At 38.4% G+C, this 17,505-nt stretch carries 10 protein-coding genes and 1 pseudogene; 7 read left to right on the plus strand and 4 right to left on the minus strand.

Translation table 11 applies throughout. The features are described from left to right. Nucleotides 1-156 precede the first annotated feature (156 nt). From FS666_RS03785 to FS666_RS03795, 3 genes are all read left to right on the plus strand, one after another. On the plus strand, nt 157-1,056 hold the full coding sequence (locus FS666_RS03785) for a LysR family transcriptional regulator (RefSeq protein WP_144460663.1): 900 nt from the start codon (nt 157-159) through the stop codon (nt 1,054-1,056). A 283-nt stretch (nt 1,057-1,339) separates the two neighbouring features. After that, entirely contained in the window at nt 1,340-2,065 is a 726-nt protein-coding gene (locus FS666_RS03790) for a WecB/TagA/CpsF family glycosyltransferase (protein WP_120074047.1), read from the plus strand. 154 nt (nt 2,066-2,219) lie between these two features. Continuing rightward, nucleotides 2,220-3,287: a glycosyltransferase family 4 protein gene (locus FS666_RS03795; RefSeq protein WP_120073992.1), complete on the plus strand. Its 1,068-nt coding sequence runs from the start codon at nt 2,220-2,222 to the stop codon at nt 3,285-3,287. A gap of 97 nt (nt 3,288-3,384) precedes the next feature. On the opposite strand, the gene FS666_RS03800 is transcribed toward FS666_RS03795, so the two are convergent. Beyond that, on the minus strand, nt 3,385-5,028 hold the full coding sequence (locus tag FS666_RS03800; protein WP_144460664.1) for an N-acetylmuramoyl-L-alanine amidase: 1,644 nt from the start codon (nt 5,026-5,028) through the stop codon (nt 3,385-3,387). A gap of 390 nt (nt 5,029-5,418) precedes the next feature. On the opposite strand from FS666_RS03800, the gene FS666_RS03805 reads away from it, so the two are divergent. Then, nucleotides 5,419-7,584, plus strand: coding sequence for an N-acetylglucosaminidase (locus tag FS666_RS03805; RefSeq protein WP_144460665.1), 2,166 nt, complete (start codon nt 5,419-5,421; stop codon nt 7,582-7,584). 160 nt (nt 7,585-7,744) lie between these two features. Here the strand turns inward: FS666_RS03805 and FS666_RS03810 are convergent, their stop codons facing one another. The 3 genes from FS666_RS03810 to tagD form a co-directional block, all read right to left on the minus strand. After that, a complete protein-coding gene (locus tag FS666_RS03810) occupies nt 7,745-8,770 on the minus strand; it encodes an LCP family protein (RefSeq protein WP_144460666.1) in 1,026 nt (341 codons plus the stop codon). 86 nt (nt 8,771-8,856) lie between these two features. After that, nucleotides 8,857-10,029 carry a CDP-glycerol glycerophosphotransferase family protein gene (locus FS666_RS03815; RefSeq protein WP_144460667.1) on the minus strand — a complete coding sequence of 391 codons (1,173 nt, stop codon included), beginning with the start codon at nt 10,027-10,029 and terminating at the stop codon, nt 8,857-8,859. Continuing rightward, a complete protein-coding gene (gene tagD, locus FS666_RS03820) occupies nt 10,022-10,420 on the minus strand; it encodes a glycerol-3-phosphate cytidylyltransferase (protein WP_120073981.1) in 399 nt (132 codons plus the stop codon). Before tagD ends, FS666_RS03815 begins: the two co-directional genes overlap by 8 nt. Nucleotides 10,421-10,710: 290 nt before the next feature. Between tagD and FS666_RS03825 the strand changes: the two genes are divergently transcribed. From FS666_RS03825 to FS666_RS03840, 3 genes and pseudogenes are all read left to right on the plus strand, one after another. Next, complete coding sequence (locus tag FS666_RS03825) at nt 10,711-13,236, plus strand: glycosyltransferase (RefSeq protein ID WP_144460668.1); 2,526 nt, start codon at nt 10,711-10,713, stop codon at nt 13,234-13,236. Nucleotides 13,237-13,300: 64 nt separating this feature from the next. Continuing rightward, a pseudogene (locus tag FS666_RS03830) lies at nt 13,301-14,452 on the plus strand (CDP-glycerol glycerophosphotransferase family protein); the annotation flags it as partial. An 881-nt stretch (nt 14,453-15,333) separates the two neighbouring features. Beyond that, complete coding sequence (locus FS666_RS03840; RefSeq protein WP_186306563.1) at nt 15,334-17,484, plus strand: GW dipeptide domain-containing protein; 2,151 nt, start codon at nt 15,334-15,336, stop codon at nt 17,482-17,484. Nucleotides 17,485-17,505: the final 21 nt, after the last annotated feature.

The following is a 17,505-nucleotide window of genomic DNA, read 5'->3' on the forward strand; positions in this document are numbered from 1 at the left end:
CATTCTGTCTCTTGATTTAAGAATAAGGGATTTGCGTGTATAAGAGAAATAAATCATTATAATAGTAATGATAAGTAAAACGTATAGGGGGGTCAGACCCCCTTTATCGCTTTACTGTACCGGGGGCCTGTCCCCGATAAGGAGAGTGATCGAAACATGGATCAACATTTGGAAGTGTTTATCGCGGTGGCAGAAAAGAAAAATTTTTCACGGGCAGCAGAAGAACTCCATATGACGCAGCCTGCGGTAAGCCAGTACATCCGGGCATTCGAGCGGGAAATAGGGACACGGCTGTTGGAGCGGACGAATAAATATGTGAAGCTGAACAAGGCGGGGGAGATCGTTTACGATCATGCAAAAGAAATCGTCGGTCTTTATACAAAAATGCAGGGGCTCGTCGATGACCTGACGAACAAGACGAGCGGCCCGCTCGCAATTGGAGCAAGCTACACGTTCGGGGAGTACATCCTGCCTCACGTCATTGCAGACATGCTTGAAGAACATCCGCTGGTTAATCCGGCCATTTCAATCGGAAACACCCGCGACATCGCCGAATTCGTATTGAAGCACCAACTGGACGTCGGGATCGTGGAAGGCGATTTCAGGCATGACAAGCTGATGATCGAACCGTTTGCCGAGGACCGGATGTTCATAGTCGCGGCTCCGGGCCACCCTCTTGCCCAAGAAGAAAACATCACACCGCAAGAACTTGAAAAAGAAAGATGGATTATCCGCGAAATCGGGTCGGGCACAAGAAAAGCGGCGGACAACATGTTTGCGGCCATAAACATATCTCCGAAAAGAATAATGGAGTTCGGCAGCATACAGCTGATCAAAGAATCAGTCGAGGCAGGCCTCGGCATCAGTCTCCTGTCACAATGGGCGATAAGAAAAGAACTTGCAATGGGCACGCTGAAAAAAATCGAAGTCGACGGCCTTCCATTCACAAGGAAGTTTTCCATTGTTACATCGAGCCCGTACAGGACAAAGGCGCTGGATACCTTTTTGGCGTTCGTGAGGGAGGCATCTTCCGGGGACAGGCCCCCGGCACGTTAACGCGACACCGTACCGGGGGCCTGTCCCCCTTTATCGCATTAACGTAACAAATCCTGCCCCCCAATTCGACAAACCTCCCCCAAACATGCAGCTAATCAAACGTTTGATTAGCACTGAGCGGGCGCTGAGCGGCCTAAAAAGAATTGAAATAAAATTTTAACCTTTACAATTTGACGGCCGTGGTATAATAATTGTTGATCTTATAGAAAATATCAACAAATTACTTGCAAAATTTGATATAATAAATCATCAGTCCGGATGATTTACATAAATGGAGCAAACAATGTCAAAAAAAGTGGACGTACTCGGCATCGAGTTTGATCATACAACAAAATTGGAAACAATCAATACGTTAAAAAAACGTATAATGGAAAACAAAAAAACGTTTATTGTCACGGCAAACCCTGAAATCGTGATGCACGCAGGGCGGGATCCGCAGTATAAGAAGATTCTCCAGTCTGCAGATTACATAATGCCTGACGGTATTGGTATCATAATGGGAGCCAATCTATTAAAAAATCCGCTTCCGGAAAGAATTCCGGGCTTTGATTTGATGAAAGATCTGCTTATCATAGCTAATAAGGAACGCTTGAGAGTTTTCTTTCTAGGTGCAAGGGAAGAGGTATTGAATAAAGCAATTGACAATGTAAAGCGTGAATATCCCGGCATTCAGATTGCCGGCTGCCATCATGGCTTTTTTAAAGAAAATGATCCGCAAATTGCTGCTATGGTTAAAAAGTCAAATCCTGATATGGTATTCGTAGCATTGGGGTTTCCAAGACAGGAAAGATGGATCAGCAATAACTTCCATTTGTTTGAAAAAGGTATTTTTATGGGAGTGGGCGGCAGCATCGATGTACTTTCCGGAACCGTCAAACGAGCACCTGAACTTTGGCGGAAGCTGAACATCGAATGGCTGTATCGATTAATCAAACAGCCCCAAAGATGGAAAAGGATGACGTTCCTTCCATTATTCATTCTGAAAGTGCTGCGCACGAAAAAAAACTAGAATTCAAGTCTAGTTGAAAACTTAATCGGATAGAGATATGATGTAATTTAAATATAGTAAACTAGCGATTCCTTATTTTGGCTGTTTTCCTTTAAAATGGCCTGGATAGAATAGATGGATTTTTGCAAACCTGTATATAAGGAGGGGTACAAAGTTGGAATTTTTAATCTTAATACTTTGTTTTTTGGCCTCAGTGCTCATTACCCCTTTTGTAAAAAAATTTGCGCTAAAATTTAAAATAACAGATCAGCCGAATTACAGGAAGGTGCATTCAACATTGATGCCCAGACTGGGCGGTTTGGCCATATATATCAGTTTCCTGATCGGACTCTTCATATTCAGACCGCAGGATCCTCATATGATTTATCTTGTAATCGGCAGTTTGATCATTATTGCAACCGGAATGTTGGATGATATATATGACATCGCCCCGAAATATAAGCTGCTGGGGCAGCTGATTGCGGCAATTGTAGCAATCAGCGGTGGATTTGACCTCGAATTTATCAACCTTCCGTTCGGAGGAGAGCTGCAATTCGGATACTTAACCATCCCAATCACAATCCTATGGATTGTCGGAATTACCAACGCCATCAATTTGATTGACGGATTGGACGGTCTCGCGGCAGGCGTATCCTCCATCGCGCTCATAACGGTCAGCTTCATGGCCTTTTTACAAGGGGATATATTTGTATTAACGATCGCAATGATGGTTTTGGGAAGCACATTGGGTTTCTTGGTTCATAACTTTTATCCGGCAAAAATATTCATGGGCGACACGGGAGCCTTATTCCTTGGGTACATGATTGCCTTGCTTTCATTGCTCGGATTTAAAAACATCACCTTTTTCTCATTGGTTATTCCGGTTATTATTTTGGGAGTTCCCATTTCAGACACCTTCTTTGCCATCATAAGAAGGTTGATCCATAACAAACCATTGCTGGCACCAGATCAATACCATCTCCATCATCGCCTGTTAAAATCCGGTTTTTCTCACCGCCAGACAGTGCTGCTCATCTATGGAATCGCGGTATTGTTCAGCCTTGCGGCAGTCATCTTCTCCATGGCCACTGTGTGGGGCTCACTGCTCCTGCTGGCAGTACTGATCCTCGCCATCGAAATATTTGTGGAATTGGTAGGGCTCGTCAGCAAGGATTATAAACCGCTGCTCCGCTTCATGGAAGGGAAGCAGGCACAACGTATAGAACGCAGAAAAAGAGCATGAGAACGGATGAAATGATCCGGGCTTGTGCTCTTTTTGTTTTTTTATATTGCGCGAGAAAATAAAAAAGACCGGAAGGCCCGGCCTATTAAAAACTTACTTATCGTTTCAAATACTGACCACTTACAAATCCAACTTTACCTTTAAGGTTTATACGATACCAACCATTTGAAGTTTTTCCTGTTACTTTGACTTTGTTCCCGCGGGCCAAGCTTCCGATCTTTGAGTGAGAAGCCGTGTTTCCTGAACGTACATTCAATGTACTTGCAGTTACTCTATATGTCCCGCTGGCTTTCGTAACTTTAATTGATTTTGTTGACTTAGCTTTAGCTGATTGTACTGGTTTTGCCTTCAAATAAGCCCCGCTGACATAGCCGGTTTTTCCTTTAAACTTAAATTGATACCAATTGTTTGAAGTTTTGCCTGTAACAGTCACTTGATTGTTCTTTTTAAGAGATCCAAGTGAACTGAATTTTGTGCTGTTTCCTGAGCGTACATTTAATGAATTGGCTGTGACAATATAGGTACCACTTGCTTTGGTAATCTTAATTTGATTGTTTTTGGCTGCTGGCGCAGGCTTCTTAGCTGCAGGCTTAGCCGCAACGGGTTTTGCCTTCAAATAAGCCCCGCTGACATAGCCGGTTTTTCCTTTAAACTTAAACTGGTACCAATTGTTTGAGGTTTTGCCTGTAACAGTCACTTGATTGTTCTTTTTAAGAGATCCCAGTGAACTGAATTTTGTACTGTTGCCTGAGCGTACATTTAATGAATTGGCTGTGACAATATAGGTACCACTTGCTTTGGAAACCTTAATTTGATTACTTTGCGGTTTCGGCGCAGGCTTTGCGGCTGCGGGCTTAACTTTTAAATAGGCTCCGCTGACATAGCCGGTTTTTCCCTTAAAACTAAATTGGTACCATCCTTTGCTTGTCTTGCCTGTTACTTTCACTTGAGCGTTCTTTTTCAAAGAGCCGATAGTCGGATAATTCGTTCCGTCACCCGTCCGGACGTTGAGTGAATCTGCAGTTACAATGTATGTACCGGTTGCCTTTGAGACGGTAATCTTTTCCTTAGCAGAGGTATTTGTATTAGAGGTTCCAGTCGCGCTGTTTCCTTTTTCAGGAAGAGCCAATGCATTGGCGACACCTGTTGAAATGGCTTTCGACATATCATTTAAAAACTTCTCGTTTTTTAATAAAGCAGCATCTGATTTATTGTCTATGAAAAGAATTTCAAGTAATATAGAGGTCATCTTTGATTCTCTTAATACATGGAAATTAGCTTTTTTCTTTCCGCGATTATTTTTTCCATATTCAGCAAGAACTTTGCTGATTTCTTTATTAACCTCATTTTGAACCTTTATGTCCTCAGACGTCGCATTTCTATTATGAATATAATCCTCGTACCCGCTCCCGCCAGCAGCATTGATGTGAATAGACAGGAACAGATCTGCTCCCCAGCTATTGGCAATATTGGTCCGCTGTTTCAATGATATGTAAACATCAGATGTGCGAGTCATTTTCGTATTGACTGTATAATTGTTGACCAAATTTTTATTGACCTTTTGAGCGATTTTTAAGGTTAGGTCCTTTTCTCGCAACCCATTTCCGGTTGCACCAGTATCACTTCCGCCATGGCCTGCATCAACGATAACCTTCTTTACGGATTGGGCGCCGGCGGCATTGCCAAACGGAGTGAAGACCAATCCTATTGCCAACAAAGCCAAAAATAACGTTCTCTTCATTCATACACTCCTCTTTATCTGATCTATTAGCAAAAATAAAGCCCATCTTTTAAACACAATTTCCTATGTCAGGCTGCCATAACGGAAATTTTGTTTCTACTCTTTTTTTATCGGCAAATCATAGGCTATTTTTAGTACAAATATCCTAGATAGCGGCAACCTTCAACAGCTAAGGAAAAGTCATGGCATGACGACAACATTAAAATCAAATCAGGGGATTATATTTTAAAAATTTCTTCTGCAATTCTAGTATAGAAGATTACCAAACATGCTATAATCAGACTATATTTCCATAATTAACTAGACCTTTTGAGCATTTGGGAGGATGAGTATAGTAGCAGAATAAAATGTAATGGTGATATACAAAATATTTACGTTCAGGGGGAACAAATGAAAAAGCTATTGTCTATTATTTTAATAATCTTCATTTTCTTTTCCTATCCAAGTCAATTACATGCTAAAGAAGCGGCAAAAAATCAAATAAAATCAACACAATCCATTGCTGAACAAAGAACAAGCAGACTTGGCCATATCCGCAATTCTAAAGTGAAAATCTATTCTGATTTAAAATTGAAATCAGCTAAAACCGCTGGCTCCACCTACACAAACCAAGTCTATTACATTAAAAGGCAAGCCACAGTTAAAAAAGAAACCTATTATTTAATCAGCAAGCAGCCAAGCGATAAAAAAGGTGTAGTTGGCTGGGTAAAGTCAAAAGATATGTCAACCAAGAAGCACACAGGGGTAGACAAAAAGAAAAAAACGTTTTATGTAAAAGGGACCGGCAGTGCTTATACTAAAGCGTGGGGCGGCAAAAAAGACTATACATACTCCAGCTTGTCTAAGTATAAGGATCGAGCATTTCAGGTGAATTTGACTGAAAAGGTTGGCAACAGTACATGGTACCGAGGAAAGCTTGATGGTAAAACGGCTTGGATATTAAGCAGCAATGTTGTACAGGCGAAGGAGAGCAAGATAAGCAGACTCGGTCATATCAAAAACTCAAAAGTTCGAATCTATAAAACTCTGGGTTCTCCATCCTCATCAGCAGCAGGCTCTACTTATACAAATTCAGTCTACTATATAAAGAAACAATCAATCATTAATGGTCAGACCTTTTATTTAATAAGCAGGCAGCCAAGCAGTACGAAAGGTGTTGTCGGTTGGGTGAAATCGACTGATATTTCATCACACCCTCATTCAGGCATAGATAAGACTGCTAAAAAATTATATATCAAGGGAGTTGGCAGTGCCTACAGCAAAGCATGGGGCGGGCGGAAAGACTTGGTATATTCCGATTTGAAGGTTTACGCGAACAAAGAATTTAATGTAAATCTTACTGAAAAGGTCGGCAGCAATGTTTGGTATCGGGGAACTTTGAACGGCAAAACCGTTTGGATTCACTCTTCAAACATAAAGGAAAATAAAATTAAGTACACTCAACATAACATTACTCTTAAAGAGGCAGTAAATATACAGATGAGTCTTAATCCGCAGACAGATAAGTATAAAAATCAAAATGCTTTTGTTCATAAGGATTATATTAATATCGTAAAAACCGGAGAGGTAAAAAGGGATAAAGTAAAATTACGCACCTCACCAAAAATCGGCGATAATGTGCATACAACTGTTAAAAATAAAACAAAGGTGACCATTTTGGGAACCGTGACCGGAGAACAGTCGGAAGGAACGAACAAATGGTATAAAATAAAATATAGCAATAAGGAACTTTATGTAGAGTCCTCTTTGGTTGATCTAAAGGACACAACAGCCACTACAACCTCCAATGTTCATATACGGGAATCGGCGGATTCAAAAAGCCACGTATATGCGACTCTTGCAAAGGGGACTAAGGTGACCATTGTCAAAGAGGGAAAAACTTGGCATGAAATCAAATATGGGACATGGAGAAATGCAAAGGCCAGCGAAGTGGAACAAAATGTAAATCCAAATAAAAACAGCCGATTTCAGCATTTAGTATTAAGTTCAAGTGCGGGCGTTTCCGCGGCAGAGCTGGACAAAGTATTAGCCGGAAAAGGTACCTTGCAAGGGCTTGGGAAGGCCTTCATAGACGGTGGTAAAAAACATAAGGTAAATGAAATATATTTAATTTCCCATGCATTTTTAGAGACAGGGCAAGGGACATCCAAGCTGGCCAGTGGGACTGAAGTAGGAAAGGATAAAAAGGGTAAAGCTGTTCTTGTTACTTCCACCAATCGAAAAGACTTAAAAAATATTAAAAAAGTATATAATATGTTCGGGATCAAAGCGTATGATTCCTGTCCAAACACATGTGGAGCTGTTCATGCATATGAACAAGGGTGGGATACACCTGCCAAGGCCGTTGTCGGCGGAGCAGAGTTTATTGGACAACAATATATTCATAATCAATACAAACAAAATACCATCTATAAAATGAGGTGGAACTTCGTCAATCCGTCAAAGCAGTATGCAACAGATATTGGCTGGGCTGTAAAACAGACGGCGAGAATCGAGTCGCTCTACAAACAGTTGGATAATCCAAACCTGGAGTTTGATATTCCAAAGTTTAAATAAGAGAAAGTTCGGTAAAATTTTATACTTTAATTTTTAAAAAAGGCATCTAAGGTCGATGGAAACGGACCTTAGATGCCTTTTTGCATCGATAAAAACAAGGGGACTGCAGGGAAATCAAATCTCATTGATTTTCTGCCAGCCCCTTTTAGTGTTCAATCGCTTATTCCTCTGCAGCCGGTTTGGCCACTTCGGTATTATCATAAGTGGCGATATCCAAATGCTCCTTGAGCTTCCCTTTGACCTCCGCCAGATTATCTTCATCAAGCTGCCAGTAATAAATATTTTGTCCCTGGCTGTTCATGATCCGTGTATCCTCACCTTCCAATGTATAGGATTCGATACTTAAATCTCCTGAAACAGCGTAATCAACAAATGCTTTGATTTCATCGAATGTCATATCCGTCCGCATGTTGTCACCGATCGCATCAATCACTTTTCCATATTTTGTGATAGAAGCTCCACTGGCAGCTTTTTTGGCAATGGCTTTCATGATTTCCTGCTGGCGTTTACCGCGTTCAATATCGTTATCAAGCTTTCTGGTTCTAGCAAGTGCCAAAGCTTCTTCGCCATCTAGCTTTTGCATTCCAGCTTCAAGTGAAATAGCGTCAGCCTTGTCTTTAGAATTCTGTTCCGAGAAGGCATAAGGAACATCCACTTCAATTCCGCCCAAAGCATCGACAACAGCCATGAATGCTTCAAAATCAAGACGGACATAGTAGTCAACTGGAATATCTAACAAATCCTCCACAGTTTCAATCGTGGCACGGGGCCCGCCGTACTTGTGTGCATGGTTGATCTTTGTATTATAGCCAACTTCTTTGATGTAGACGTAAGAGTCGCGAGGAATTGTCAACAGTTTAACCGATTTTTCTTTTTCATTCAAAGTGGCGAGCATGAGGGCGTCGGAGCGGGCGTTGTCAGAATACCCGCGCTTTTCACTCTCATCAATACCGATAAAAAGAATCGATACATTGTCAATATGGGGGTCAACCTTTTTGTCTCGAAGATCAGATTTTCCTCGATTATCAAAAAAGGCTCCGCCCATCATGTTTTCAGCTTTTTTATATAAGTATGCCCCATAAGAAGCACTCACTGATGCAACCAGCAGCAATGGAAAAATGGCGAACCAAAATATACGCCTTCTGCGCTTTCGTTTTCTAGTCGTTGTAGAATTATGTCGTCCCATTTGGGTTGAACTCCTTTTCAATATAGATACGCTACTCCCTATAATACTATCATTTCGCTTAACCGTACATACCTTTAGTTAGAAAATTATCCCCTGCTTATAGCTCTTGCATTTTCACTTTCAGGGTAGACAGCTTGAATTAAGCGGCGGCTGGCGCTTCCTGTCGAAAATTCATTCCACTCATTTGCAAATTTTACAATTTGATTAAAATCATAATTATTTGTTCGAATGGCTTCCACAAGATCTTTTGAATTGTAAACTATCGGACCAGGAACAAGCTGTTCGTAAGGCTCCCAAAAACCACGGGATTTGGCATATTCCTCCAAGTCATACGCAAAGAAAATCATAGGTCTTTGCAAAAGCGAAAATTCAAAAGGGATAGAGGAGTAATCCGAAATTAAAAGGTCGGTTACAGCCAGCAAGTGGTTGATATCCGGGTAATCGGATACATCATATATAAAGTCTGGATATTGAATGACAAAATCAAAGCGGACAGCAGGATGAAGCCGCAACAATAATATATATTCATTTTTTAATTCCTGATACATATAATCGATATTCAGAGGAAGGGACGACACATTAAATTCACCCTCACGATAGGTAGGGGCATATAAAATAACTTTTTTTTCTTGAATGGCCGGGTATTTCTTTCGTAAAGCATCGGAAGCCTTCTTTAATGCTTGTTCATCAAAAAAGAAATCCGTCCGAGGTATACCGGTTCGAAGAATATTTTCTTCTCCAATTCCGAAGCTTTCACGATAAATGTCCGTCATTTTATCGCCGCTGACAACAACATAATCGAATTGGCTGTAGACCTTTTTAAAGCGTTCAATGGCTTTAGGTGACCGTCCTGCATTGGAAGGGTCCTTAAGGCCAAATTGCTTTATTGCACCAACGGCGTGCCAAAGTTGAATACATTTAACACCCGGTTTAAACTTAACCGCTGCCAAAAAGCCGAAATAATTGTCGATAAAAATAACATTTGAAGTGGCCAAATGGTATATGGAGCGAATCCAATCAAAAAATTTTTTGGGCTCAAAGTCCAACGAATCCACTTGAAAATCCACCCTGCACGAAGCAGTTTTCAAGACAACAATCTGATCGTCCGTCTGTTTTTGAAGTTCTTTTATCACGAACAAAGCATTGTCCCCAAAGGAAGCAACAAAAGTTGTTTTCTTCTTTTGGGGACAAATGCTGAATATTGTAAAGAAAAAGCGAAAAACAAACAGATATAGGTGGATTGCAAATTCCCTAACCATTATTTGCTTGATTTAAATCCTTTTTAATTTTGGTGGTAGAAATTCCAACTGTACGCGGCAAATAAACAACCTCGCAGTATTCCTTCAAGAAGTCAAATTTCCCTTCCCAGTCATCACCCATCACAAAAACATCGACGCCATGCTTTTGAACATCTTCCACTTTCTGTTCCCAAGTATGTTCAGGAATGACCTCATCTACATAGCGAACTGCTTCCAGGATTGCCTTGCGCTGTTCGAAAGTGTAATAAGCCTTCTTGCCTTTCAAGGCATTAAATTCATCAGATGAAATGGCCACAATCAAATAATCGCCGTATTCTTTTGCCCGACGCAAGATATTGATATGCCCTGTATGGAGCAAATCGAATGTTCCATACGTGATTACTTTTTTCATTATGGAAACCTCCGTATTTTAAAGCTTTTAATTATAAATATATCATATGTTCTTGAAATAAAGAATTAAATTTTTTGATATTGAATATGCGAATAATGACACATTAAGCAAATAGTGGATCACAATAGAGATGCTTTAATGTCATCTCCAAGTTTAAACACGTTCTAATGGCAGAAAAACCCTTTTTGACAAATAGTAAAAATAACTTTACTATCAAGAATGGTGTATAATATTTTGGTGGTTTAATGAGGAAGACACCTATTTGTGATTTTCAATAAGGAGAGATTATTGTGGATTACCAATTAGTAAAGAAGGTTACTAAGAGAAGGGTTAATGTTTTATTAAATCCAATTTCAAATTTCCTTAAAAACAAAGATATAAGAAATAGATCTGTTTATGCTAAATTCTACGAGCAATCCTCCGTTAAAGATAACGTTATTTTTTATGAAAGCAGAGATGGTCAATCAATGACCGATAATCCATATGCTATTTTTAAGTATATTTTGGAAAATAAAGAATGGAAAAATTTCGTTCATGTCTGGTCTATTTCAGATAAGGCTTTATTAAAGTCATTGAAAGAAAAATACAAAAAACATTCAAATGTTCATTTTGTTTTGAGGATGACTAGGAAGTATTTTTATTATCTGGCTTCAAGTAAGTATCTAATTAACAATTCAACTTTCCCAAACTTAGTTACTATTAAACCAGAACAAGTTTATATTAACACTTGGCATGGGACCCCTTTAAAACAGATGGGGTATGATATACCAGGACAATTAATGGGCCCTAGTAATATCGTACGTAACTTTCTTAGTTCAGATTATATTATAAGCCCTAATCCTTTTACTACAAGTGTATTTGAAAGAGGTTTTAAACTAAAGGGCCTTTATAATGGAACAATATTGGAAGAGGGTTATCCTCGAATAGACTTGACAGTTAATACAGATAAAGATGAAGTAAAAGAATTTTTAGCCCGATATGGAATAGTGGTAGGTGATAAAAAAATAATTCTTTATGCTCCGACATGGAAAGGGAATAGAATATCCGAGCCGAGAGATGATGTTGAACAAATATTAAATGATATGAGCAAACTGGAAGAGAAGTTTGGCGCCAGTTACAAAGTGCTTATTAAGGTGCATCCTTTTTTATATAAATTTGCCAGTTCTAATCCCTTATTAAAAGATTATTTGGTTCCTGATTCAATTGATACTAATGAACTTTTATCAATTACTGATATTTTAATTACGGATTATTCGAGTATTTTCTTTGACTTTTTAGTTACTAAAAAACCGATATTGTTCTATATGTGGGATTATGATGACTATAAATCCAACAGGGGTATGTATATTGAGGTAGATCAATTGCCCGGACCAATTTCAACCAGCCTGGAAAGCTTGATAGATGATATTCAAAACATTGAATCTATAAAACAGCAATATAAAAAGCTCTACACCGAATTTATAGAAAAATATTGTAATAACGATTACGGAAATGTGACCAAAAATATAGTAAATCTTATTTTTAAAGACAAAAACATATCGAAGACAGAAGAAAAAGAAAAAATTTTAATTTATCCGGGTGGCTTAAAGAACAACGGTATAACCGGAGCGGCACTGAGCCTGTTGGAAAATATTGATTATGAACGATACGATGTTACTTTATTAGTAAATTTTACTAATAACCAAGAAGTAATATCAAATATGCACAGAGTTAATCCAAAAGCTAGATTGGCCTTTAAAATAGGAAGGATTAATTCAACAATATTAGATAATTATCGAAACTATATTACCAAAAATAGAGGACTGACCTCACCGCTATTAGAGAAAATATATCCATCAAAAATGTTTGAGAGAGAATTTAGAAGGATTTTTGGAAAGTCAAAATTTGATTATGTTATTGATTTTAGCGGGTATTCAATGTTTTGGCCATGTATACTTTTGGCTGGGGAATCTAAGAAAAAAATGATTTATATGCATAGTGATCTCTATTCAGATATGAATAGGGAGGTAAATGGAAGAAGACCTCATTATATAAACCTTAGAGGTGTATTTTCTCTATATAAATATTTTGATGAACTAATTAGTGTGTCAGAAGCTACAATGAATTTAAATAAAAAGAACCTAGATAAGTTTATTGGAACTACAAAAATTACTTACATTAAAAATTCAATTAATCCTCAAAAAATAAAAGAGCAGTCTAATGATACTGCGGATATTTATTATCAAGAAAATAAGCCTGTAATGGTAAGTGTAAGGCCTGTTAACAAAGGGAACTTTGATATTTTTAATATCCCAATTCCTGAAAATGAAGAGGGCATTGTAAGTTTTGTTAATATGGGAAGGCTATCTCCTGAAAAGGGACAAGATCAATTAATAGAGGCATTTGCTCTGCTTCATAAAGAAAAGCCGAACACTCGCTTGTACATTATTGGTGAGGGACCTGTAAGAAGAAAATTAGAAAATCTCATTTTGGAACTTGATTTGCAAAATCATGTATTTTTAACTGGACATAGGTCGAACCCATTTAATTTGATGAGTAAATGTGATGCATTTGTACTTTCCTCACACTACGAAGGGCAGCCGCTGGTACTGTTAGAATCACTGACTTTAGGTCTACCGACGATTGCAACCGATATAATAGCTAATAGATACGTATTGGAAGATGGCAAATACGGTGTATTGGTTGAAAACTCTGTGGATGGAATTTATAGGGGCATGCTTTCTGTTGTTGACCAAAAAGTAAAGCAAGTCTCCTTCAACCCCGAAGAATACAATAAAGAAGCTATGGCTAGCTTTTATAAAACACTGGATGTCTAGGGGCATGTATTCAACAGCATTTTAATTGCGTGGTGGAATAATGATTCGATGGTTTAAAGAGTATCTGCTTAAAATTTATAAAGTGTTTTTTTCGATACTTGCATTTGTATTGCCGAAAAAAGACAAATTAATAGTGTTTGAAAGCTTTTTAGGTAAACAATATAGTGATAATCCAAGGGCCATATATGAATATATGATAGAACACTACCCTGATCATAAAATGTATTGGAGCGTAGACAGAAACTATTTAGCAAACTTTCAGGACAAAGAGGTTCTTGTAATTAGACGTTTTTCCTTAAAGTGGACCTTTTTAATGGCGCGAGCAAAATATTGGGTAACAAACAGCCGATTACCTTTGTGGATCCCGAAACCAAAGAATACGATATACTTACAAACATGGCATGGCACGCCTTTAAAAAAGCTTGGTATAGATATAAAAGAAGTGCATATGCCTGGTACAAGTACAGAAGAATATAAGAAGAATTTTACAAAGGAGGCTAGTAAATGGAATTATTTAGTCTCCCCAAATGCTTATTCTACAGAAATTTTTAAAAGGGCATTTCAATTCAATGGAACAGTAATTGAGTCAGGCTATCCCAGGAATGATTTTTTAATTAATAACAATAAGTCATCTACTATTAATAAGATAAAAGCAGCCCTAAACTTGCCTGTAGATAAAAAAATAATTCTTTATGCACCGACCTGGCGGGATAATCAATTTTTTGGGGTTGGAAAATATAAATTAGATCTAAAAATAGACTTAAAAAAGATACATCAAGAATTAGGAGATGAATACATCGTTTTATTAAGAGCACATTATTTAGTCTCTCAAAGTATAGAATTAGAGCAATATGAAGGATTTGTTTATGACTGCTCCAATCATTCGGATATCAGAGACTTGTATTTAATTTCCGATGTCTTAATAACGGACTATTCATCTGTCTTTTTTGATTATGCTGTTTTACACCGACCTATTATATTTTTTGTTTATGATATAGATGAATATCGGGATAGTTTAAGAGGTTTTTATTTTGACCTTCAATCAGAAGCCCCTGGCCCATTAGTGAGAACAACAGAAGAAATAATTGATGAAGTTAAGAAGGTAAGAGAAGAAGGATTTAATTTTACAGGCAAGCATGATGCCTTTTATCAGAAATACTGTTATTTAGAAGATGGAAGAGCAAGTGAACGGATTGTTAAATCAGTCTTTAAATAAAAATTTTAGTGGGGCTGTCCAGAAAGTCAGTGAAAACTAATTTTCTGTAGACAGCCCCTCCTTACCTACAATCAAGTGTTTTTTATGATTTATTTTTCGGAGGGATGAATTTATTTTAAGTAGGGGGGGCTACTCCTCTATAAAAGTCAAATGGTTTTGACTTTTACGCATTTTTGGTGAACAGGCAAATACCTGAGAGGACTTGATACTCCTTTCGTTCTCCCGATAGTTCGACCATTTGCTTTACGAGTTTGGCCTTTTTTCCTTTAAATCAAAAATCCGTTTGGCATAATCACGGACCTGCTCAAAACGCACAATGTCTTTTGAAATTGCTGGATTAGAATCTTTCGATTCGAGTAAAGCTAATCCTTTTTTTGTTCAATCTTCTCCTTCAAATTCACATTGACGATAACGATCGTAAATGCCCATCGTACTTTTTCTCATACTGACATCAAATGCCACGAAATGTTTCATATAAATTTTCTTGGTGAATCATCGAATTTCTTTACACTGCCTTATCGATTCCATTTTCTTTTACATGATTTCTTAGATCCAACATACTAAACTGATTCGTATAAGGGTGTGAAGTCGTCGGTTTTTAGTACGGACACTTATTCGGTTCCAAGGGCTGTTCGACCTTCCTTTACTTCTACCATAAAAAATAGTAGCACAAACATGATCTTGGTCTGTGCTGCTAATATTAGTATGTTTTCTCTTTACAGATTCCAAAAACTTGAAGATGAGTATAAGAATCCCTTTCAAAAAAACATTTACCAAAACAAATTCATAGTTTAATATAAGATAGGAATAAAGTTTGATAAAAACAATCAATTCTATGAAAGGTGAGGAAACGATTACTTAAAATGAGGATTAAAGGTTTAGTGGGAGCAGTTTTAGCAACGGTATTAGCTTTTCCACCACATTATTTAGCGGAGAACAATACTTTAGATACTGAGACTGATCCTGAAAATATTAATGTAGCTGAACAAATAAAGAAAGGGGAACTAGCCGAAAGCGAAGTTGATCTAAAGTTAGTAGATCAAAATAATTCCGATGAAGATATTGAATCTTCAACTAATGAGATAGATAACCTTAAAGCAAAAACAAATCAACAGATGAATCAAACTTCAGAAGAAGATCCAGAAAAAATAGAGAGTAAATCAACTGTTGAAAAGGACAATGTAGAAGATAATAGTAGTGAGAGTACACTTGAAACTTTTAAAGATGCCGAATTACAAACGTTTAGCCTAAAAGCAGCAGTTCGTGAAAGCTCTACAAGTAAACTGGGAAGGATCCAAAACGCAAATGCGGGGCTATACAGAAATGTAGAGGACAAGAACCCGTTTACAACTGCAGGAACAGAGTATACGGATAGGGTCTTTTATATTAAAAAGCAGGCAGAAGCCAATGGGCAGCAGTATTATTTAATCAGCACAGTGGCAAGCAGTACAAGAGGCGTATTAGGCTGGGTTAAGGCAGATGATATGTGGGCCCAAAACCATGTCGGAGTCGATAAACAAGCCAAGACTTTCATTTTAAAGGGAACCGGCTGGGCATATACGGATGCCTGGGGAGCGGGCAAGGATGTTATTTACCGTGATTTAACCCCCTATAAGGATCAGACCTTTAAAGTGAACCTGACAGAGAAGGTTGGTAATTATATTTGGTACAGGGGAGAATTAAACGGAAGATCGGTGTGGATCCAGGCAGGCAATGTGACCAAAATAAATGAAAATTCCACAAAAGAAAGCTCAACAAGCAAACTGGGAAGGATCCAAAACGCAAATGCCGGGATATATAAAAATATAGGGGATAGGACCCCGTATACAACCGCAGGAACTAAGTATACGGATAAGGTCTTTTATATTAAAAAGCAAGCAGAAATCAATGGGCAGCAGTATTACTTGATCAGCACAGTTGCAAGCAGCACAAACGGCGTAATAGGCTGGGTAAAGGCGGAGGATATGTGGGCCCAGAACCATGTCGGCGTTGATAAACAAGCCAAGACTTTCATTTTAAAGGGAACTGGCTGGGCATATACGGATGCCTGGGGAGCGGGCAAGGATGTTATTTACCGTGATTTAACCCCCTATAAGAACCAGACCTTTAAAGTGAACCTGACAGAAAAGGTTGGTAATTATATTTGGTACAGGGGAGAATTAAACGGAAGATTGGTGTGGATCCAGGCGGGAAATGTGACCACAATAAAAGAAAACTCGACAAGCAAGCTTGGAAGGATCCAGAAGACAGAGACCGGAATATATAAAAATATAGGCGATCAAAATCCGTTTACTACCGCAGGTGCACAGTATACGGATAAGGTATTTTATATTAAAAAGCAAGCGGACCTCAATGGTCAGCAGTATTACCTGATCAGCACAGTGGCAAGCAGCACAAACGGGGTAATAGGCTGGGTCAAGGCAGGCGATATGTGGGCCCAGAACCATGTTGGCGTTGATAAGCAAACCAAGACTTTTATATTAAAGGGAACCGGCTGGGCATATACGGATGCCTGGGGAGCGGGTAAGGATGTTATCTACCGTGACTTAAGCCCCTATAAGAACCAGGCCTTTAAAGTGAATCTAACAGAGAAGGTCGGAAATTATATATGGTACAGGGGAGAATTGAACGGAAAATTGGTGTGGATTCAAGCTTCGAATATCAATACATCGAATATTTTTTATACAAATTATAATTTAACATTTAAAGAAGCGCTTGATAAACAAATGTCGAGATCACCCCAAACTGATAAATATAGAAACAACAACGGCTATATTCAAAGTTCGTTAGTTGATATTAAAGAAGGTGCAGTCATAACGGGTGACCCGGTTAATCTGCGGACATCTCCAGGATTTGGGCAAAACGTCTGGGGGCAAGTCAACCGAGGGGCAGTCGTTGATTATTTGGGACAAGTAAAAGGAGATTTACATGAAGGCAGTACTGTATGGTACATGGTTTCGTATAACGGACAAATCCTTTATGTTCATTCATGTAAACTAGCACATTATTTCAGACACCTAATTTCAAATTAACTCCGGTGAAAAACCTGAAAT

Origin of the sequence: Siminovitchia fortis, from assembly GCF_007681465.1 — a bacterium.
Classification (GTDB): domain Bacteria; phylum Bacillota; class Bacilli; order Bacillales; family Bacillaceae_C; genus Siminovitchia; species Siminovitchia fortis.